The sequence below is a fragment of the Chryseobacterium phosphatilyticum genome, from assembly GCF_002899825.2.
Taxonomy (GTDB): Bacteria; Bacteroidota; Bacteroidia; order Flavobacteriales; family Weeksellaceae; genus Chryseobacterium; species Chryseobacterium phosphatilyticum.
On record NZ_PPED02000001.1, the window covers coordinates 1,163,606 to 1,185,577 of the forward strand.

21 protein-coding genes are annotated in these 21,972 nt (G+C 35.1%); 7 read left to right on the forward strand and 14 right to left on the reverse strand.

Going from position 1 to position 21,972, the window contains the following annotated elements; genetic code table 11:
• The first annotated feature begins 397 nt into the window (after positions 1–397).
• The 6 genes from C1631_RS05365 (at position 398) to C1631_RS05390 (ending at position 5,078) form a co-directional block, all read left to right on the forward strand.
• Positions 398–700 carry a hypothetical protein gene (locus tag C1631_RS05365; RefSeq protein WP_109710938.1) on the forward strand — a complete coding sequence of 101 codons (303 nt, stop codon included), beginning with the start codon at positions 398–400 and terminating at the stop codon, positions 698–700.
• Between the two features lie 39 nt (positions 701–739).
• Positions 740–2,470, forward strand: coding sequence for a cellulase family glycosylhydrolase (locus C1631_RS05370; RefSeq protein WP_109710940.1), 1,731 nt, complete (start codon positions 740–742; stop codon positions 2,468–2,470).
• Between the two features lie 67 nt (positions 2,471–2,537).
• Positions 2,538–3,416: a CGA/CIA family class A beta-lactamase gene (gene bla-A / locus C1631_RS05375; RefSeq protein WP_109710942.1), complete on the forward strand. Its 879-nt coding sequence runs from the start codon at positions 2,538–2,540 to the stop codon at positions 3,414–3,416.
• Positions 3,417–3,474: 58 nt separating this feature from the next.
• Entirely contained in the window at positions 3,475–3,885 is a 411-nt protein-coding gene (locus tag C1631_RS05380) for a hypothetical protein (protein ID WP_109710944.1), read from the forward strand.
• Positions 3,886–3,896: 11 nt separating this feature from the next.
• The gene (locus C1631_RS05385) at positions 3,897–4,793 is read left to right on the forward strand and encodes a 3-hydroxybutyryl-CoA dehydrogenase (RefSeq protein WP_185144653.1); all 897 of its coding nucleotides are present in this window, start codon (positions 3,897–3,899) and stop codon (positions 4,791–4,793) included.
• A gap of 45 nt (positions 4,794–4,838) precedes the next feature.
• Positions 4,839–5,078, forward strand: a complete 240-nt coding sequence (locus tag C1631_RS05390; RefSeq protein WP_002977986.1) for a DUF8828 family protein — start codon at positions 4,839–4,841, stop codon at positions 5,076–5,078.
• Between the two features lie 50 nt (positions 5,079–5,128).
• On the opposite strand, the gene C1631_RS05395 is transcribed toward C1631_RS05390, so the two are convergent.
• The 7 genes from C1631_RS05395 to C1631_RS05425 all read right to left on the reverse strand — a co-directional run bounded on the left by C1631_RS05395 (position 5,129) and on the right by C1631_RS05425 (position 13,059).
• A complete protein-coding gene (locus C1631_RS05395; protein ID WP_027373442.1) occupies positions 5,129–5,539 on the reverse strand; it encodes an META domain-containing protein in 411 nt (136 codons plus the stop codon).
• A gap of 342 nt (positions 5,540–5,881) precedes the next feature.
• Entirely contained in the window at positions 5,882–8,284 is a 2,403-nt protein-coding gene (pheT, locus tag C1631_RS05400; protein WP_109710946.1) for a phenylalanine--tRNA ligase subunit beta, read from the reverse strand.
• A 268-nt stretch (positions 8,285–8,552) separates the two neighbouring features.
• The gene (locus C1631_RS05405; protein ID WP_109710948.1) at positions 8,553–9,161 is read right to left on the reverse strand and encodes a DUF417 family protein; all 609 of its coding nucleotides are present in this window, start codon (positions 9,159–9,161) and stop codon (positions 8,553–8,555) included.
• Positions 9,162–9,225: 64 nt separating this feature from the next.
• On the reverse strand, positions 9,226–10,056 hold the full coding sequence (locus C1631_RS05410) for an AraC family transcriptional regulator (protein WP_109710950.1): 831 nt from the start codon (positions 10,054–10,056) through the stop codon (positions 9,226–9,228).
• Positions 10,057–10,314: 258 nt separating this feature from the next.
• A complete protein-coding gene (locus C1631_RS24530) occupies positions 10,315–11,148 on the reverse strand; it encodes a M23 family metallopeptidase (RefSeq protein WP_109710952.1) in 834 nt (277 codons plus the stop codon).
• Between the two features lie 81 nt (positions 11,149–11,229).
• Positions 11,230–12,360: a DNA polymerase III subunit beta gene (gene dnaN, locus C1631_RS05420; protein WP_103248323.1), complete on the reverse strand. Its 1,131-nt coding sequence runs from the start codon at positions 12,358–12,360 to the stop codon at positions 11,230–11,232.
• A gap of 84 nt (positions 12,361–12,444) precedes the next feature.
• Complete coding sequence (locus tag C1631_RS05425; protein WP_123966596.1) at positions 12,445–13,059, reverse strand: hypothetical protein; 615 nt, start codon at positions 13,057–13,059, stop codon at positions 12,445–12,447.
• An 80-nt stretch (positions 13,060–13,139) separates the two neighbouring features.
• On the opposite strand from C1631_RS05425, the gene C1631_RS05430 reads away from it, so the two are divergent.
• Positions 13,140–13,508: a diacylglycerol kinase family protein gene (locus C1631_RS05430; RefSeq protein WP_109710956.1), complete on the forward strand. Its 369-nt coding sequence runs from the start codon at positions 13,140–13,142 to the stop codon at positions 13,506–13,508.
• Between the two features lie 97 nt (positions 13,509–13,605).
• Here C1631_RS05430 and C1631_RS05435 read toward each other — a convergent pair whose 3' ends face one another.
• The 7 genes from C1631_RS05435 to C1631_RS05465 form a co-directional block, all read right to left on the reverse strand.
• The gene (locus C1631_RS05435) at positions 13,606–14,064 is read right to left on the reverse strand and encodes a GyrI-like domain-containing protein (RefSeq protein WP_109710958.1); all 459 of its coding nucleotides are present in this window, start codon (positions 14,062–14,064) and stop codon (positions 13,606–13,608) included.
• Positions 14,065–14,222: 158 nt separating this feature from the next.
• Complete coding sequence (locus tag C1631_RS05440; protein WP_109710960.1) at positions 14,223–14,555, reverse strand: gamma-glutamylcyclotransferase family protein; 333 nt, start codon at positions 14,553–14,555, stop codon at positions 14,223–14,225.
• A complete protein-coding gene (locus C1631_RS05445; protein ID WP_103249886.1) occupies positions 14,555–15,184 on the reverse strand; it encodes an SGNH/GDSL hydrolase family protein in 630 nt (209 codons plus the stop codon). The genes C1631_RS05440 and C1631_RS05445 overlap by 1 nt, the downstream gene beginning before the upstream one ends.
• Before the next feature lie 452 nt (positions 15,185–15,636).
• A complete protein-coding gene (locus tag C1631_RS05450) occupies positions 15,637–16,050 on the reverse strand; it encodes a barstar family protein (RefSeq protein WP_109710962.1) in 414 nt (137 codons plus the stop codon).
• Entirely contained in the window at positions 16,028–19,723 is a 3,696-nt protein-coding gene (locus C1631_RS05455; RefSeq protein ID WP_109710964.1) for a phosphoribosylformylglycinamidine synthase, read from the reverse strand. The genes C1631_RS05450 and C1631_RS05455 overlap by 23 nt, the downstream gene beginning before the upstream one ends.
• A gap of 26 nt (positions 19,724–19,749) precedes the next feature.
• Positions 19,750–20,781 (reverse strand): PDDEXK nuclease domain-containing protein, encoded by a 1,032-nt coding sequence (locus C1631_RS05460; RefSeq protein ID WP_109710966.1) that lies wholly within the window; start codon positions 20,779–20,781, stop codon positions 19,750–19,752.
• A gap of 193 nt (positions 20,782–20,974) precedes the next feature.
• The gene (locus C1631_RS05465; protein ID WP_109710968.1) at positions 20,975–21,946 is read right to left on the reverse strand and encodes a WG repeat-containing protein; all 972 of its coding nucleotides are present in this window, start codon (positions 21,944–21,946) and stop codon (positions 20,975–20,977) included.
• Between the last annotated feature and the right edge of the window lie 26 nt (positions 21,947–21,972).

Sequence of the window (21,972 nt, forward strand, 5' to 3'; positions counted from 1 at the left end):
CCACTCTATCTTGTAGTCAAAAGAAGAATGGCTACGAGGTAGGGTGTAAATTATCAAAAAAGACAGGCACAAAATAATTTTAATTATAAAAATTATACCTGGACCATTTTCTCCGGCTTAGGCTATGATGATCCCGGTGAAGAAGAATTCAAAATACTTCTGAATCAAAATCATATAAAAAACCAAAATATTTCTCTTTCCCGTATCACCTCCCCTAATGATAAATTTGCAAATTGCAGAGAAATCGAGATGAACAGACTTATCCAAAAACAGTTTGGCAATAAATTCATTTGATTCATTGCGTTATATTACAAAACAGAATTTTGTTAAAAAGCACTCTGAAGAAGTTTTTTCATACGAGTAATGTGATCAAAACTCGCGATACCCCAATTCTACCATGGATAATCAATTCGATAAAATACAAGCCGATTATCTTTTAAAATATCCAACTTCTACTCAACACAACAGGAACAACGAAGTATATTATTCTTATACTTCTGCGATGTTCATTCTTACAAAAGATGGAAGAATGAAAGATTTATTTGCAGAAAGCTACCTTCAAAACAAAAAAAACAATATATTTGAAAAACAATTCAATAATCAATTGAAAGATTTTGTTTTACATACCCGATGGATTTCTACTAAAATAAGCGGTCTGAATGTAGACTCTTATTATGATGTTACCATTCACTATGATTAAATTCTAAAAGTCCCCAATAATCTAAAATCAAAAACGACTATGAAAAGAACCATCTTACTATCCGCTTTATTATTGTCTCAATTTGGGACATCTCAATTATTAAAAACCAGCGGTCAAAAAATTGTTAATGACAAAGGTGAAAATATTCAATTGAGAGGCCTTGGTCTGGGAGGCTGGATATTGCAGGAAGGTTATATGCTGAAGACAGCTGATTTTGCGGGTCCTCAGTATAAGATTAAGGAGAAAATTGCGGGGTTGATTGGTGAAGATGGGATGAAGGAATTTTACAAAGCTTATCTAAAGAATGGTATTACCAAACAGGATATTGATTTTCTTGCTAAGGCAGGATTCAACTCTATCCGACTTCCGATGCATTATAACCTATATACCCTACCGATCGAAAAAGAGCCTGTAAAAGGCAAAGATACATGGCTGGAAGAAGGTTTTACAATGACTGATAATTTGCTTCAATGGTGTAAGGAAAACAAGATATATCTGATTCTCGACCTCCACGCGGCACCGGGTGGACAGGGAAATGATGCCAATATTTCCGATAATGATAAATCTAAACCTTCACTATGGGAAAGTGAAGAAAACCAGAGAAAAACAGTTGCCCTCTGGAAAAAACTGGCGGAACGTTATAAAAACGAGCCCTGGATTGGCGGATATGATATTATCAATGAACCGAATATTAATTTCACAGGAAAAAACCCAAATGGTACGGATGAAATGTCGAATGCCCCTCTCTGGAAATTGCAACAAGATATCACCACAGCCATTCGGGAGGTAGACCAAAAGCACATTATATTTATTGAAGGAAATGGCTGGGGAAATAATTATAATGGCTTACCGCAGATCTGGGATAAAAATATAGCTTTCAGTTTTCATAAATACTGGAATTATAATGATGATAAAACCATTCAATTTGCACTGGATCTACGGGAAAAGCATAATATACCGATATGGCTGGGAGAAACCGGTGAGAATTCAAATGTCTGGTTTACTGAGTTAATCCAATTACTGGATAAACATAATATCGGATATGCTTTCTGGCCAATGAAAAAGATTGATAATATCGCAGGAATTACCAATGTAAAAACAACTCCTGAATATGAAAAGCTTTTAGAATACTGGAAAAAAGGAGGTGAAAAACCATCCAAAGAATTTGCTAAGAAAGCCATGATGCAAATCGCTGAAAACTACAAGTTCAGTAATACAGAGGTCAAAAATGATGTTGTTGATGCCATGTTCAGACAAGTTAATGATATGACTACAAAACCATTCAAAAATCATTCTGCTCCCGGAAGAGTATTTGCTTCAGATTATGATTTGGGAAGAATGGGTTCTGCGTATCTGGACAAGGATTTTATCAATCTGTGGGTAAGTGATCCTGACAAAAGATCGGAATGGAATTCTGGTCAGCAAATGAGAAATGACGGCGTTGATATTTATCTGTGTAACGACAAAATAACCAACAAATATTATGTAGGAAAAACGGAATCCGGCGAGTGGATGCAATACACCATCAATTCCAAAGTGGATAAAAATTATACGTTCGAAGTCAGATATTCCAGTATACATCCTACGAAAGTAAGGTTTGAAGATGCTTCGGGAAAAATATTGACGACTCTTCCTTTGCAGGCTACCGGAAAAAATGAAAATTGGGAAACCACGATTGCCAAAAATATCCAGCTTAAAAAAGGAGAAAATAAGATCAGAATATTCTTTGAAAACGATGGTACTAATCTTAACTATTTTGACATAAAATAACAATAAATATCTTAAATTGCACATCCCTTTTAGCCCCTAAAAGGGATTTCTTTTTAATCTTATTACTATGAAAAAAATAACATTTCTATTACTCATGGTTTCTGCATTGGCCACCGCACAGAAATCTGCACTGGATCAAAAAATCAAAGCTGTTATAAAAGGCAAAAAGGCGACTGTAGGCATTTCTGTTTTAGACTTCGACAATAACTTCGAATACAATAAAAACGGAGATAAAAAGCTTCCCTTACTAAGTGTTTTCAAATTTCATTTAGCCAGTGCTGTATTGGATATGGCAGACAAAGGAAAGTTTTCAACCGATCAGAAGTTTTTGATTAAGAAATCAGATTTGTTAGAGAATACATGGTCACCTCTCCGCGAAAAATATCCTGAAGGAAATGTTGAGCTTTCATTAGGCGAAATTATCACTTACACTGTTGCTCAAAGCGATAATAATACCTGCGATTTCCTTTTAAGACTTATTGGAGGAACACAAACGGTACAAAACTTTATGGATTCTAAAGGAGCCAAAGATCTTAAGATCCAATACAATGAAGATGATATGCATAAGGACTGGAAAAACCAATATGGAAACTACAGTACCACCAATTCTGCTGTTGATCTTTTGAAAAAATTCTATGATGGTAAGCTACTTTCCAAGAAGTCTACAGATTTCCTAATGCAGATTATGCTGGGAACAACTACAGGAACCAACAAAATTGTTGAGCAATTACCCAAAGGGACACCTGTTGCCCATAAAACGGGATCTTCAGGGAAGCCGGATAATGTACTTACAGTTGCAGAAAACGATATGGGAATCATTACGCTACCCAACGGAAAACATTATGCAATCGCCGTATTTGTAAACAATTCCACAGAAACAGAAAAGGTAAATACCCGAATGGTTTCTGATATTTCAAAGATCGTTTGGGATAATTTTAATAAATAAAATATTAAGCTTAATTTTAGCACGGAAATTGAGTGAATTCTCAATTAAAATCATACGTATGAAAAAAGTCATATTAGCGGCAGCTTTGTTTTCTTTCACATTCTTTTATTCACAAAAGAATCAAAACTATTTGGTGATCAGTTATGGAAGTTCGTGCTGCGGACCGCCATCTGAAAAACCTGTTATCAGTTATCTGAAAGAGTTTAAAACAAAAAATCACTTGAAACGATTAGAAATCTTACAACAAAGTGGTTTGGGGAGAGAGGGCGAGTTTAAATTGTATGTAGGGACTGATTCTCTTACGGATAATCAAAAAAGACGTCTTACCCGAGGTCTTATGGCTGCAGTATCTAACCAAAACAACAGCAGAAAACAGAAAAGTGACGGAACTGTTTTTTTTGATTCGGCCACCACGGTACAACAACAGGACCTTGTGAATGCAAAAAATTTAACTATCTATAAAAAATAAAGTAAAAAATGATCAAAAACATTGTAGTTATCGGAGCGGGAACCATGGGGAATGGTATTGCACATACTTTCGCACAAAGCGGTTTTAAAGTAAACCTGGTAGATGTATCTCAGGAAGCTTTAGACAGAGGATTAAAAACCATTACTACCAATCTTGACAGAATAATTGCAAAGGGAAACCTTACTGAAGAGCAAAAAGCAGAAACATTAGGAAATATTACCACTTTTACTGCATTGAACGATGCTGTAGGATCGGCAGATCTAATTGTAGAGGCTGCTACCGAAAATATGGATCTTAAACTGAAAATCTTCGGTCAGATGGATGAATTGGCTCCTGCAGGTTGTATTCTGGCCACCAATACCTCTTCTATTTCCATCACAAAAATTGCTGCTGCGACTAAAAGAGCTGATAAAGTAATTGGTATGCACTTTATGAATCCGGTTCCGATTATGAAGCTGGTAGAGATCATCAAGGGATATTCTACTTCTAAGGAGACTTTTGATTCAATTTATGAAATGAGTAAAACGTTGGGTAAAGTTCCTGTAGAGGTCAATGACTATCCTGGTTTCGTTGCCAACAGAATACTAATGCCAATGATCAATGAATCTATTGAAACACTTTACAATGGTGTTGCAGGTGTAGAAGAGATTGATACAGTAATGAAATTGGGAATGGCTCACCCGATGGGTCCACTTCAATTGGCAGACTTTATTGGCCTTGATGTATGCCTTGCTATCCTGAATGTGATGTATGACGGTTTCAAAAATCCTAAATATGCTCCCAACCCATTGCTTGTAAACATGGTAACAGCGGGGAAACTGGGTGTAAAATCAGGAGAAGGGTTCTATGATTATTCTGAAAGCAAAAAAGCTGAAAAAGTTTCAAAAATGTTTTTGAACTCATTTTAAGTCAATAATTTTATTTATCTTTGAGCAAGTTAAAACATTAAAAAAATGAAATTACCAAAGTTTTTATTAGCAGATAATTCGGAATTTCCAGAAGATTTATTCGTAGTACACACTGAGTATCCAAGATTTATCTTAAACGTTGAGGAAGAAGAAGTTGAGTGGTTAGATGATCTTGAAGGTGACGATGAAGAAACTATGGCAGACGAAGCTACGAAAGTGGTAGAAGCAGCATTCAAATGGTGCGACGAAGAGCTGGCTAAGTATGACGAAGAAGAGGAAGATTAATCACAGTCTAAAACATAAAAAAAGGAACTCAAATTGAGTTCCTTTTTATTTTATTCAGATTTTGTAAATTTCAATAGTAATAAATTGTCTTTATACAGTTCTAAAGTATTTCCGGAAATTACATATTTATTTGCTTTTCCCATCATATCCATAAAGTTCTGCTCTACCCCGATATTGTTACACATCATTTTTGTAGATCCCATTTGCCCTGCAGAGAACCCACCTGTAGACGGATCAATTTTAGCAGTTCCAAAATAATTATTACAACCGGCATTACCTGTTATCTTTTCTCCTTCAATATTCAATGTTGGGATTTTACCTTTTACATTGTCAGCCAATGTCCATTTTGTATTAACAAGCGCAGGCTGGGCTTTTCCTACTTTAGACGCAGATGGGCTGGTCATAGATCCACATGATGCCAATACTGCTGCTGCACATATACTTAAAAAAAGATTTTTCATTTTTTTCTTTTTGAATTCATCCAAATTTACGGAAATAATATTATTTAAACGGGTTGCGATGAATTTTATTATTCTTTAACACCTGGTAATTTGAATATTTTTCTGAGCTGACTGTAAGAAAAAGTAACACATCGCAGAGTGTAGATCTTTTTCAATAACTTAAGGAATGATAAGTCAGATCAACATCATCACATAAGACGATACCTTCAAAGTTTGCCATTCCGTAGAACTCAAAACTTACTATAATCATGGGTTACAATCTTTCTCAGATTGATAAAAAATCCAAATAGATAAAAGAAAAAACGGACCTGTAGGTCCGTTTTCATATTATTTTTATCCTGATTAAGATCTCAATTCTGCGCTGAATTCTTTCTGGAAAGATTTGATCAGGGAATCCATTACTTCTGAGATTTCCTTTTCTTCAAGGGTTTTCTCTTCGTTTAAGAGCTCAAAACTCATTGCATAAGACTTTTTCCCTTCAGGAAGATTTTTCCCTTCATATACATCAAATAAGTTGATGCTCTTAATGAATGGAGATTTATTCTTCTTAGCTGTTTGATATAAATCTTGGTAGTTTACTGTTTTATCAATCAATAAAGCAAGGTCTCTTCTGATCTTATTGAATTTTGGAATGTCTTTAAACTTCAATTCATTCTTAGCTCTCAGTTCCTGTGCAAACTCCAATTCAATTTCAGCATAGAAACAATCCTGGTCGATATCAAAATCCTTCAATAACGCTGGAGCTACTTTTCCGATTCTCACCAAAGCTTTACCATCAGCTTCATATACTAAAGCATCAGAGAATCTTTCATCAGATAGTGCTGCTTCTTTATAATTGATTGCTATTCTTTCTAATAAAACTTTTACATAAGCTTTAAGGTTGTAGAAACTTACTGCAGATTTAGGCTGCAACCAGTTCTCCGCTACCTCTCTTCCGGAAACAAGAATAGCTAATTGTTTTCTTTCTTCATATTTATCTTTTTTATGATAAATTTTTCCGAATTCAAAGAACTTGATATCCTGATTTTTTCTGTTGATGTTATATACTGCATTCTGAAGAAGCCCTTCCAGTAAAGATTTTCTCATAAATGCTAAATCGTTACTTAAAGGATTCAATAGTTTTACAGCATCCGTCTCATCTTTCACTGAAGTCAATGAATTATTCATCACCTCATTGAAACCAATGCTTTGTAAGGTTCTTGCCCAGCTGTTTTCCAATTCGTCCTGATCGTTGGAGCTTAGCTTAACAGGGGTAAATGAAAATTTCTGTGGTGCATCGATTTTATTGTATCCGTAGATTCTTAAAATCTCCTCGATCACATCAATCTCTCTTGTTACATCTGCTCTGTAAGCAGGTACAGAGATTTCAAAACCATTAGGAATTTCATTTAAAACCTGAATTTCCAATGCTTTTAAGATTTCTTTTACCTTTTCTCTGTGAATTTTTGTTCCTAAAATTTGTTCAATTTTAGAGAATCTAAGAATCACATAGCTGTCTTCTATTTTCTTAGGATATTCTTCCAATAAATCACCTACCAATTTTCCTTCAGCAATTTCCTGAATGAGCTTGATTGCATGAGTGATTGCCGTTCTTGTAAGGTTCGGGTCTACTCCTCTTTCGAATCTGAAAGATGCATCAGTATTCAAACTGTGAGCTTTTGCCCCTTTTCTTACTGCAATTGGGTTGAAATATGCACTTTCAAGGAATATTGTTTTGGTGGTTGCAGATACTCCTGAGTTTTCTCCTCCGAAAACACCGGCAATACACATCGGATTATCTTTACCATCTTTGATCATAATTTCAGTACCGATCAGTGTTCTTTCAACTCCATCCAGAGTTGTGAATTTTGTTCCCGGCTTTACTACCCCTACCTTCACTTTTTTATCTGCAATTTTATCAGCATCAAAAGCGTGAAGCGGTTGCCCGTATCCGTGAAGAATATAGTTGGTAATATCTACAACATTATTGATAGGACTTAATCCGATAGCTTTTAATCTGTCTTTTAACCAGGCTGGAGATTCTGCCACTTTTACATTCTCAATAACGGCACCAATATACCTTGGAGCTAATTCTGTATCTTCAATTTCAAGGGTAAAATCATGGGAGCCTTCATTATTTAAAGCTTCAGAAGCTACTTTATTGAACTGCGATTTCAACTGATTGGTAGAAAGGTAAGCATGCAAATCTCTGGCAACACCATAATGAGACATTGCATCCGTTCTGTTGGGAGTTAAACCTATTTCAAAGACCTCATCGTTCGTCAACTCAAAATAGTCAGCAAAGTTTTTCCCTACTTCATATTGGGTTTCATCCAACACCATGATTCCACCATGATCTTCGCTAAGGCCAAGTTCATCTTCTGCACAAATCATTCCCTGAGAAACTTCACCTCTGATCTTTGCTTCTTTGATTTCAAAAAAGTTTCCGGTCTTGTCATAGATTTTAGTTCCGACAACAGCGACAGGAACCGTTTGCCCTGCTTCTACATTAGGAGCTCCGCAAACGATATTCAATATCTTTCCGTTTCCTACATCTACTGTGGTCTTCTTTAGTTTATCAGCATTCGGATGTTTTTCACAGGTTAAGACTTTACCCACAACAATTCCTTCCAGACTGCCCTTTACACTTTCAAATTTATCTATCCCTTCAACTTCAAGACCTATATCTGTAAGAAATTCACCGATTCTTTCAGTTTTCAATTCCGTTTTTACAAAGTCTTTCAGCCAGTTGTTTGATATTTTCATCTGATAATTTTATTTTTTCTAAGGCCGGATGAAATGCTTAGTTTCCTCCGAAGTATTTTCAAAAATTTATTTGAATTTTGTTCGATTACAACCGAACAATTTTAAGCATACAAATGTCGTGTTTTTTTGAGAAATACAGAAATTTGGAGACAACTTTAAGATAATAAATTTTCGTTAATTCTACTTTTACAGTTCAGGCAAATAACTCACATATGGGCATTATTTTAGACCATAGGTTTTCAGAATTATAGCATCGATTCAAATGTTTTTATTGTTTTACAGCTTTTTTCAGGCTATCAGAAAACAATACCAGCCCGGTTGCCATCATGATAATATCCTTTAGAACAAGGCGTCCTGCTCCAGACAAATAAGGAAATCCATACTGGGGAGAAGGATAATCTCCATCAAGATCAGGGACGTATGCTTCGGGAGTAGTAATCAGGAATGACAGGGTGACCAGCGACATAAGGAATGTCAAGGCACCACCAATAGTACCTATTTTAGGAAACCAAATACCTAACACCACCAAAATGCCGATCAATAGAATCATAACTCCTAAACCATAAGCAAAGGTATAAGTTCCGTTTTTCTTGTTCCAGTCAATATTTTTCTGTACAATTTTCCCTTCAGGATTTTTATATAATGTATATTCTGAAACCAGTTTCTGATCTTCATTCACTACTTTATTTCCTGCATTTTTATAGAAAAAACTCATAAAAGGACTGTTAGCAACAAAGGGAACAATTCCATCCGCTTCATATTGAAATGCTTTAAGGCCGCCAATCCAGGCCATCACAACAAAGATTGAAATTCTCAGAAAATTGAGTGCATAAATATCTAACTTTTGCAGACTATTGAATAATTTACTGTTTTGCATATGATTTACTTTTTTCACAAAGGTATTCACATGCATTACTCGCTAACATAGATATTTAAGGCCATTACATGGACATTTTTGCCACTACAGAAATTCCCACTTTTTCTCTGTAATTTTTGGGAGAGTATCCTACCGATTTCTTAAAGTACCTGCTAAAATAAAATTCGTCGTCAAATCCCAGCTCCGAAGCAATTTCCTTCACAGACCGGTATGTCAGATGCAATAGTTTCTTGGACTCCAGAATCACTCTTTCATTAATAAGCTGAGTGGGTGTTTTGGCAAATTCTTTTTTAACTACCTTACTTAGGGTGTTATTGGTAATATTTAACCGGCTGCTATAAAATGTCAGTTCTTTTTCAGTTTTATAATACGTTTCCAGTAATTTTTGAAATTCTGAAGCATTTTTATTGGGTATCTTTTCAGTAGACATCAGGCCTCCTTCAATACTGCTTTTTTGCTTGCTGCAGATTGCAAGAATAAGCTGTATGTATGTTTTGATAATTGATTCTGAAAATGGGTGTTTTTCAGATTCTTCCTGTTTAATGTGGTCAAAAAGTTCTAAAATATATGCGTAGTTTTCTTTGGTAAGCTCAATGGCAGGATTCAAATAAATATTATTGAAAAGAAGTCCATTGCAGGCGACTTCTTCTTTATGATACTCTATACAGTAATAGTCCCCGTGAAAGAAAAGGATAGACACCTTCTCATCAGACTCTGATAGCAGCCTTAATTTTTGGTAGGGTGAAAGAAATAAAATATGGTAACCACAATACGCATAATTGATGGTATCCACAGAAAAAACACCCGTGCCTTTCCATAATGCCACACTGTAATTTTCAGTAGTAAATTCTGAAGAAAAATCTGACGTATAATAGGATTCTATTTTTTTGCCCATAAATGTATTGATGGATGAACACAAAAATCGGAAAAATAAAGTATTCAAACAGCAAAGCTGCCAATTTTTTCACGAAAAGTACAAGCTTCCGGAAAATCGTAAAAATTATGCTTTAGATTTGGGTAATCAGTGTTTTTAAAAACGCAAAGATCCTGAAATTACAAAGTATATATTGATAAAAACAACAAAAAATAAAACCTGCTCAGTTTATTATTTCTAACTGACATTACAATATATTCTAATATTTACCCGGGAATTTTAATAGTCTTTCGAATAAGTTTTCTTCTCTACTAAATATTCGCCTCTGGCTCCGTTACCTGTTTTAAAAAGAGTTTTTAAAGTTTCTCTATATTTTTCATTCTCTACTCTCGGAAGGTAGCATACGAAATGTAAATGAGGGCCCTTACTCCATCCAGTGTTTCCACTTAGCCCAATAACATCCCCTTTTTTTACCTGATCTCCAATATGCACTTTTACTCCATTCTGTTTTAAATGGTAATATTGAGCAAAAGTACCATCAGGATGTAAAATAGTAATATAATTGGCCATATTCACGCAAGCTCTGGTCGGGCAACCTCTGTTATTAGTTGCAACTACATCAGTGACTAATCCTTCCCGAGCGGCTACTACTTCGGTACCTTCCGGCATTGTAAAATCTAAAGAATTCTCATTTTGATGCGAAAAACCTCCATTATATCCCTGATAGATATTGAAAGATTTACCTTTTTTAAAAGGAAGGTCATATTGGTAATCTTTATCAAAATCTTTCAATGTAACATTCCCAATATACATCATATAACCCGGGATTTTTTTCACCCGCCATGCTTTTGTCTTATCATCAACAACGAAATAGACAATTCTATTTTTCAAGGATTTAGCCGGAACAATCCGAATGTTTTCAAATGGTATAGGAGTTCTCATATTTTCAACTTCCGGAGTTCCCGAAAACACCAGGGACATAGGATAAATTTCAAGGTTATCAAAATACAGACTAAGAGTATCCCCCTTTTTTTCGTGGTATACTTTAGTATTATTTTGACATAATACATTGATGAACTGTAATAATAAAATGAATATCAGAATTCTTTTCATAGTTTATTTAGTATTACAAAAAAGAGGTCTTATTGCTTAAGACCTCTTTTTGTTTTATATAAAATATTTCTTTCTACGCGTCTACAACCCGATAACCGGCATTGATAACATTAAGATATTTTCATTTTCTTCAAGACCGTCAAGAGGTTCAATGATCCCTGGTCTGTTTGGCTGTGACATTTTCATTGTAATATCGTCAGATCCTAAGATTGTTAACATTTCTGTCAGGAACTTTGAGCTGAATCCGATATTGATATCTTCTCCATTATAATCACAAGGAATCTGCATATCTGCTTTGTTTGCATATTCTGTATCTTCGGCATGAAGGTGAAGAATATTTCCTGAAAGCTTAAATCTCACCTGATTGGTAGATTTATTAGACATGATAGATGCTCTTTTGATTGCACCCAACAAAAGGTTTCTGTTGATGGTCAACACATTAGGGTTTTCCTTTGGAATCACCGCTGTATAGTTTGGATATTTACCATCAATCAGTCTACAGATCCAGATATGTTTGTCAAAAGTAAACTTAGCCATATTCTCATTGAAGTCGATTTTCACTTCTTCATTAGAACTTGCCAGGATATTTTTGAAAATATTCAAAGGTTTTTTAGGCATGATGAATTCCATAGGCTCGGCATTCATCAGGTCTGCTCTTTTATAGACCACCAATCTGTGTGAGTCTGTAGAAACGAAATTGGTTTCGTTTTCTCCAAACTGGAACAGAACGCCTGTCATTACGGGGCGAAGAGAGTCGTTACTTGTAGCAAAAAGGGTATTGGTAAGTGCTTCAGACAGTACTCCTGCAGGCATTACAACGCTTTGGGAGGCATCAAATTCAGGTAACTCAGGATAGTCATCAGCATTATCCAATGCTACTGCGAAATTGTCTTTTTCATCTAAAATCTCAAGCTGACTTCCAGTCCCTTCCGCATTGTCTTTTACAACAAAAGTAAGAGGCTGCTCGCCATAGGTCTTGATAAAATCTTGAAAAATTTTAGCAGGAACAGCAAATTTACCTGAGTCATCAGACTTTACTTCCAGAGAAGTTACAAGAGTCGTCTCGCCGTCAGATGCTGTAATGGTAACATTATTTCCGTCTAGTTCAAAAAGATAGTTTTCTAAAATCGGTCTCGATTGAGAGCTTGATATTACGCCACTTACAGTTTGCAAAGCCTTCTGCAGTTCACTACTTGAAATAATAAATTTCATAGATTTAAAAATAAGTTTCTACAAATATAATAAATTGAGATAACAAAGAAAAAAATAATCTGTAGGAGTTTTTAACAAATATCATTAATCCGTTTTAAGACTTGATATTACGTTTAAATTTCTATAATCATTTAAATTCACATCAAAAATATCCGCTACATAATAATTTACGGTCACTTTTTTGTTCAATAATGTGTTGTATTCTGTGGGAAGATCAAGATTGGATTCTATGGGGGTCACCCAATTCAATTTTTTTAAATTTTTATTTTCATCTATCAGATGAAATACCACAAAATTACTTTTCTCAATTTTCACAATACTTCCACTCAATACGGATTCTTTTTCTGTATCTTTTTTAGACTCCCCACTTTTCAGGAAATTAAAAAAGGTATCTGAACATTCTGTCATCATCAACATTGACAGGTCCTGGAAGAAAACATCCATTTTCGGGTCATTATTATCATCCCCCATATCTTTAATGTCAAAACCATACTCCTTTTTCAGCTCCTTAGAATAAGGCATTGAAGATTTTATCACACATAGTCCGAACTGGGTATTTACTTCACCTGCGCTTATGTTTTTGCTCTTCATATCGGCTGTACATTCACATGATGCTTTTGCTATTTTCTGTTTGTAATCCTGTGAAAACAAGGATAACGAGGATAAAGCAAACAACAGTATAAATAATTTTCTTTTCATAGTTAATACTCTATCCCAAATATAGCAGATAACCTGCAACAATCAAAATACAAAACCTATCTTTGTTAAAAATAAAAAACATGCAAAAGCCTCCTGTTCATAAAAGTTTTCTGAATGCTTTCCGGGGAGTCTTTGCCATGATGAGAACAGAAAGAAATTTTCAGATTGAGCTTGTCGCTTTTTTTATCAATTTATTTTTAATTTTTTTCTTAAAGCTCTCCTGCATTGATGCAGCTCTTATCCTTCTGGTTTCTTTTGCTGTTTTAAGCGCTGAAATTTTTAATACTGCTATTGAAAAAATCTGCGATATCATCCAGCCTGATTTTGATAAAAGAATTGGTTTTATCAAAGACATTGCAGCAGGAGCAGTTGTATTAATGGCTGTTGCCTCGGTCATTGTTGGAATCCTTGTGTACTGGAAGTATATTTTTCATGAAGCTATCCTGTAGGCCACCCCGTCAAATCTGAGATTTGACACCCTCCGGAGGAGAGAAATTTGACATCTTCAGTTCAAAAGTTTGTGTGGGTACAGGATTATTCCAAAACTTATTTTACAGCAATTAAAATATCAACCTCGGCATCCGAAGGATTCTGTGCTTTTTCGCCATAGACTTCAAAATCGGCTGTAAATACTCTGTCCATATCCATTTCCCAGATTTTCAACCATTCACGAATGACCAGATCTTTTTTGAGGTCTCCTTTTGCAGTAAATTTCACGTAGTCTCCACCTTCAAAAGACTTTCCGATCAAGCCTTCCGGAATATGATCCAAATTTTCTACCTGGCATCCTAATATAGTTGTATAAGGCCTTGTATGGTCTTTTTCATAGTCCGTATAGATAGAATAGATGGTAGCATCAATCTTGTTGGGGATCATGTTCAAAATATCTTCGCCCATCAGTTTTTCCCATAATACAGGAATATCTTTTGCCGCCTGATTGTTTTCATTGGTAGTTCTTACTGAGATTCCGATTACCTTAAAAGGTTCAATTTTTACGTTATTCATTTTTATTTTTGTTGTAGAACAAAGATAAAGGCAGCTTGTGACAAGAGTATGTCAGGAGTTTTTTAAGTTTTGGCTAAATCCGGTGGATTTATATTTTTAGAGTGAGTGGGCCATAGCCCACTCCTACTGATTATTTTAAATAAAGTTTTGCTGAGGAATTATTTTCCTACATAAATAAATCCTTTTTTACCGGAGACAAAAATGGTTTCAATTCTTTTATAATCATCTACTTCATATTCATCTGCCTGAAGGATTTCGTTTTCCGTTACTTCAAAAAGTATCCCCTCTACCTGATCTTCATTATTGCCTGAAAAGTGTAATACAGGATGATATTTCTGTCCGCTTTTCCGAAGAACTTCAGGGTCTGTAATTTCTATCAGCCTGAGTTTATATTCGGACAGTGTATCTTTTTCACCTTGCAAGATTCGTCCGAACGTTTCGAGCTGTACCTGCTCTTTCTGCAGGGTTCCATAAGAGAATAAATGTGGCATTATAAATATTTTTCAATGATAGGTAATGCAATTTCGGCCATCATTCCATAGCCTTTTTCATTGGGGTGAACTCCGTCAGCCGAAAGTAAAAGTTCTTTATCTTCTAAAAATGCAGTATAAAAATCAATATATATCAGGGAATAATTGGCAGCAAGCCCTTTAAGAATCTGATTATAAACTACTACTTCTTCATTGGTTCTCAATTTTCCGGAACCTACTACTACGCCATCTATTTTTTTAGAAACAGGAAGAATACTTACCAGATAAATATCATTTGAAAATTGTTTTGTCTGCCTGATAGCAGCTTCCATATTACTTTTAAAAATTTCCGGAGAGATGATATAGGCTCCATCCTTTATGGCAAGATCATTGGCTCCGTAGGCAAGGAAAACTAAATTTCCATCAGCAGAATTTCTTGCACTCAATTCATAAGGTAATCGTTTCATCAGCCCTTCTGTACTTTCTCCTCCGATTCCTAAATTAAAAAGGATTAATTCATCACCATTTCCCTCATGAAATCTTTGAAGAGCATATCTTTTCAGAATATCTACCCAACCTCCAAACACACCGTCATATTCTCCGTAAGTAATGCTGTCACCGAAGAACAGCCCATAAATAATTTTCTTCATTCAATTCTTATTGTTTCCTTTTTGTTAAAGTAAAAATAGTGAGAAAAATTATTAATATCTTTCAACTTGCATAGTTTTTAACGCAAAAGGCGCTAAGTATTTATATTTAATTCTTATGTTTTCGTTCGCAAATGCGTTTCACTCAGCAATAGATGTATTTTTAACTTTGTTGCACGAAGTGATTTGAACCATTATGATTTGTGAAGAGGTGAAGAATTATGAATGTAATAGCTAAATTTATTATTAAGCAAACTGCTTTATTCATCATAATGAACCTTAACTTACCTTAAAGACTTTACTATTCTTAATGGTTAAATATTTTCTATATTTTTTTGACCCAAAGATTTTATTGGTATTATTTTGATTCCAGGGGGCAAAGAAGGAATCAACAAGTTGATTTGATGAAGCTAACTGGAAAATGTCAATATTTCAAAATTTCCACTCATTACTCATCATTCTAACCTCAGCGTAATATTGGTATGGGATTCTATTATTTCCACCAGAATATCAAACAACGTCTGTCCTTTTCCTTTATGTAATTCATCCAGTTTCAGTTGAATCAGTTCTATATTGAATGGTTTTCCTTGTCTGATCTTGTTTTCGTAGAATTTCTGAGTGGGCTGAAGCCCTAAATCTTCTTTCGATTTCTCTGATTCTTTCCAGATGATGTCTATTTCTTCTCTGCCTTCTATTACTCCGAAACCTCCGTAGAGAATATCATCAAAGCCATCAAGCGTTCCTACTTTCCAATCTGCATCTTTCATTAAAACATGGGAAGCTTCTTCGTAGAAACCGGCTAAAGACGAAAAATGACCGCCATGGATGACGATCATTTTCCTATTATTATTTGAAGTATTCAACTCCATTTTTGAATATATTGTGATAATTCGCAGTTGGTATATTTTTCATGAGACCTTCAGCAAATCGTTCCGGGTGTCCCATTCTTCCATAAATCTTTCCACAAGGGCTGGTAATTCCTTCGATTCCGAATAATGAATTGTTCGGATTGAACGGCATTCCGTGAGCGATGTTTCCATCAAGATCGATATACTGGGTAGCAATCTGTCCGTTTTCATACAACTTCTTGATTTCTTCTTCTGAGGCCATGAAACGTCCTTCTCCGTGAGAAATTGGAATCGTGAAATTCTGTCCTTTCATTCCTTTTAGCCAAGGGCTTTCGTCATTGACTACTTGTACAGTCACCATCTGAGAGATGTGTCTTCTGATTGCATTGTGAGCTAATGTTGGAGAGTTTTCATCCAGATCTTTAATTCTTCCGTAAGGCAACAGCCCTGACTTCACAAGAGCCTGGAATCCGTTACAGATCCCAATGATCATCCCGTCTCTGTCTAATAATTCATGAACTGCATTTCTCATCTTTTCGTTTTTCAGAACGTTGACAATGAATTTTGCAGAACCATCCGGCTCATCACCTGCAGAGAAACCTCCGGAGAAAGCCAGAATCTGAGAGGTTCTGATCTCTTCTACCCATGCATCAATGCTTTCATCCAATAATTGGTGATTGATATTGATTAAAGGTAAGCTGTTTACTACAGCACCTTCTTTCTGGAATGCATTTAATGTATCATACTCACAGTTGGTTCCCGGGAACACCGGAGCAAAAACTTTCGGCTGTGCAATTCCGTGTTTTTTAATGATAATATTTCTTGGATTGATGGAGTTTGATTTCTCATCAATTTCAATCGTTATCTTATCTTTTTCTACTGTTGGGAAAAGGTTTTCGAATGTATTTGTATATGCAGCTTCGAGGTTTGTGATTCGGGTTTCGAGATTGTTAATCTTTAAAATACCTGAATCTTTTACTTCTCCGATAAGCTGAAGAACAGCCGAGCTCAATTCTTCTTTTGATTCAATGATCAAGCTTCCGATATTTTTCGACAACAATGTATTTTCGTCTGCATTAATCTCTGCACCTAATCTGTTTCCGAAGCTCATTTTTGCTAAAGCAACAGCTAGCCCACCTTCTTTAATGGTTTTCACGGAAACAATTTTTCCGGTTTTGATATTTTCGAAAATAAATTCAAAAATTTCTTTTAAAGCCTCATAATTCGGAAGTCCGTTTTCTTGTGGAATGTGGTTGAAGAAATACAATTTATTTCCTGCATTTTTCAATTCAGGAGAAATGATATTTCCTTTATCTCCGTTAGCACATGCAAAAGATATCAAGGTTGGTGGTACATTCAGATCCTGATATGTTCCGCTCATAGAGTCTTTGCCTCCAATTGCAGCTAAACCAAGGTTAATCTGAGCATCATAAGCTCCCAACAAAGAAGCGAGAGGTTTACCCCATTTCTCAGGATTTTGTCCTAATTTCTCGAAATATTCCTGAAAGCTTAGTCTGATATTTTTAAAATCACCTCCCATCGCAACAATCTTAGCAACACTTTCTACTACTGCATAAGATGATCCCAGGAGTGAATTCTGTTTTGAAATTTCAGCATCAAATCCCCAGCTTGCCAAAGAAACGGTTTTAATATCTTTTGCTCCTAAGATTGGTAATGTCTGAACACTTCCTTCCATCAACGTTTGCTGATATTTCCCTCCTAAAGGCATCGCCACTGTAGTCGCTCCAATTGAAGAATCAAACATTTCCAGCAACCCCTTTTGAGATGCTACATTTTTATCTTTCAGGGTGTTCAGGAAGTTTTCTTCGTTGAAAGTCTTAGTTTCTTCTTTTACTTCTTCAAGATGTGTGATTTTTACTTCCTGAGATTTTGAACATCCGTTGGTAACAAGGAATGCTCTTGAAAGGTCAACAATTTTATCCCCTTTCCAGAACATCTGCATTCTTCCTGAATCTGTTACTTTTGCTACTTCTACAGCAACAATATTTTCAGCCTCACAGAACTTGATGAACTGCTCTTTATCTTTCGGATCTACTACAACGGCCATCCTTTCCTGAGATTCAGAAATAGCCAGCTCGGTTCCGTTTAATCCTTCATATTTTAATGGTAATACATCCAGGTTTACTTCTAAAGAGTCTGCAATCTCACCAATTGCCACAGAAACACCTCCTGCTCCGAAGTCATTTGATTTTTTAATCAGCTTCGTTACTTCAGGATTTCTGAATAGTCTTTGAATTTTACGTTCTTCTACGGCATTTCCTTTCTGAACTTCTGAACTCATGGTGTGGATAGAAGTTTCGTCCTGTTCTTTTGAGCTTCCGCTTGCTCCTCCTACTCCGTCACGACCTGTTGCACCTCCTAAAATAATGATTGAGTCACCATTTTCAGGCTTTTCACGTCTTACCCAATCCACTGGAACAGCTCCGGTAACGAAACCGACTTCCATTCTCTTGGCTTTGTATCCTTCGTCATAGATTTCAGAAACCATTGTCGTCGCAAGACCAATCTGGTTACCGTAAGATGAATATCCGTTGGCAGCCTGTTTTGTAATGGTTTTCTGAGGTAATTTCCCTGGTAATGTTTTATCAACCGGTTCTAAAACATCCGCAGCTCCTGTTAATCTCATCGCCTGGAATACAAAAGATCTTCCGGATAATGGGTCTCTGATTGCACCTCCTAAACAAGTTGATGCACCACCAAACGGTTCAATTTCCGTAGGGTGATTATGGGTTTCGTTTTTGAATAATAAATACCAAGGTTCTTTTTTACCATCGTATTCTGCTTCGATCTGGATGGTACAAGCATTGATCTCATCAGAAATTACAAGGTTATCAAGATTCCCTGTTTTGTGGAAATATTTTCCGCATACTGTTGCCAGATCCATTAATGAAATCGGCTTTAGCTCACGGCCTAAGAATTTTCTTTTTTCAATATAATCATTGAAAATCGTTTCCAATGTGTGTTTGAACTGACCTTCAAACTGAATGTCTGACAATTCTGTTTCAAAAGTCGTGTGACGACAGTGGTCACTCCAATACGTGTCTAATACTTTCAGTTCTGTTTCCGTAGGATTTCTTTCTTCAGTTTTGAAATATTCCTGAATAAATTTCAAGTCATCCAATCCTAAAGCAAAACCATGACTATTAAAGAAGTTTTCAAGTTCAGCATCGTTAAAATTGATAAAGTTTTCGTGAACGATCACTTTTGATGGTACTTCATCTGCCGGAATATCTAAGACAGCAAGGTCTTTTTCCTGAGATTCTACTTTGTTGATCAAAAGATCTTTAATCTTAACCAGATCTGTTTCAGAAACTCCATTAAATTCGATCAGTTTACCACTTCTTACTTTTGATTTTTCATTTTCTGTCAACAATGCGATACACTGCTGCGCAGAATCTGCTCTCTGATCGTACTGGCCAGGCAAAAATTCCATTCCGAAATGGATACTTTTTGCAGGGTTTTCTGTATGTAGGATATCGGTAACAGGATCTACGAAAGTATTGTTCACTACTTTTTCAAATTCTCCGTCATTCAAATTGAAAATGTCATACACATTGTAGACTTTTACACTTTGAATTCCCGGAACCACCGCTTTTACCTCATCAAAAATTTTTGGACTTTCAACATCGAAAATTCCTCTTTTTTCTACGAAAATTCTTTTGTTTTTAGACATTAGATGTCAGATTTTTAATATTAGATTTATTTTTTATTTTCAAATTTATTTCTTGCTATCTCTATTGAACGATGCAATTTTTCAAGCAAAACTTTTTCTGAAGGTAAGATAAGTAAATATTCTGCAACTTTTATATTATCCCCTTCCAGATTCATAAGTTCAATATGTTCGGAATTTTTTCCTGAACAAAGAATTAAGCCAATTGGCGGATTTTCACCTTCTATTTTTTCATACTTATTAAGATATGAAAGATAGAGTTCCATTTGCCCTTTATGAGCAGCCTCAAATTCCCCTAATTTCAGTTCGATAACGACTAAAGATTTTAATTTCCTATGATAGAAAAGTAAATCCAGATAGTAATCTCTGTTATCTATTGTGATTCTTTTCTGTCTTGAAAGAAATGCAAAATCACTTCCTAATTCAGAAATGAATTTTTGAAGTTCCACGATAATGGCTTCTTCTAAATCTTTTTCAGAAAAGGTATCTTTCAATTCTAAAAAGTCAAGAAAATAAGGGTCTTTAAAAACCAGATCAGGGTTTAAAATATTATTTTCAGACCAATTTTTCAGTTCTTTATCTATTATTTCCCCGGGCTTTTTGCTTATTGCTGTTCGTTCAAAAAGCAGAGAATTGATTTTTTCTCTTAAGACTCTGACACTCCAATTTTCAATTTTACAAACTTCAAGATAAAAGTTTCTTTTAGTATCTTCAGAAATAGGAATGAGAAGCAGAAAGTGAGTCCAGGATAATTGTCGCATCGCTGATGCGACAATATTAAAATCACTGAAAACAGACGCAAACTGCATCATTTTTCGGATATTTTTTTCAGAAAATGAATTTCCAAATTCTAACGCAAGTTGTTGAGAGATTTGTACAATAACTTCTTTGCCATACTCTGCTCTCTTATTATCTAAAACATCTTCATTTATTCTTTTTCCTATTTCCCAGTACAAAACCACCATTGCCGAGTTTACCTGAGCTGCAACCTGACTTCTTGTCTTGTCTACCAGCTCCTTAAGATCGGTCATTAATTGTTGATGATTTTGATTCTGTAACATTATTAAAAATTAGATGTCGATTTTTAATATTAGATTTATTTTTCTTTTTAATTTTTCTGAACTTAAAGTTTCTTTCTTTAAATCCATCTCTATTGGAAAATTTTGAAAGAGATTTTCCCTTCAACCATTATTCCCTACAAATTTAAAGGAATAAGTCTATCTTCTTCAAATTTGAGTCCTGGAATTTCCAATTTTATTTATTTCTAAATTTATTCGGATTATCCTGATGTTCTTTCTGATAGTCCTCTGCATTTTTTATTTCTTCTTTCAGCCATGTCTCAAAAGGAACTTTCTTTTCATTAAAATCCTCAATGGCATAAAATGTTTTTCCATCTTCTGAAACCAGGAACTTGAAACGATAAAGCATATCCAAATCTTTCTTCCTGTAATTATAAGTATTCAACTGATAATACGGGAAGTTTTCTTTTGGCCTTTCTACAATTTCAAAAAAAAGTTTTTTTTCGTTTTCAGATAATTTGTTATAGAAATTCACATAATAAAGATCCGAGAGTTTTTTCTCCTGTTTTTCAAAGAACTGAAGAATATGCTTCTCTTTTTCATTGTATTGAAATGGATTTGGATAAAATTTCCCATCTACTTCAACTTCATCACCTGATTGTTTTGCAACTGGCTGAACGGTTTGTCCTTTGACATTCATCACCCCCCATTTTCCACCTACGATAGATCTGTGCTCGTCATTGGTTTTTTCCCAATCACAGCCGTCACAAAATGCAGCATATCCATAATTAAAGGGTGATGCAAAATCATGTTCAGCTTCAATGACTGTTTTTCCATTTCGGTCTGCAAATCCTACTTTACCATTTTTAACCAATCTCCTCACTCCTTCTGAGAAGTAATCTGCACCATTATCATAAAGGAAAGGTTGATACAGAAATTTTCCGTTTTTATCATAGACATATCCCCACGCATTTTTTTCTGATTTTTCGCCCTCTTTACTGCCATCAAAAAGAATGGTTTCTCCTTCTACAGGATCTCCATCTTTGAGGTATCCGAAGATTTTAAATTGTGCAGGAACAATAATTTTACCTGCTTTATCCTTTACTCCAACCAGAGAGTCTTTATTTTTAAAATAATATAATACTTCTTTTTGCTGAGCAAAAGAAATCATTGGTGTTAATAAAATGGTTAATAGTAGTTTTTTCATATTAATTGGGTTGGAAATAAAAAATG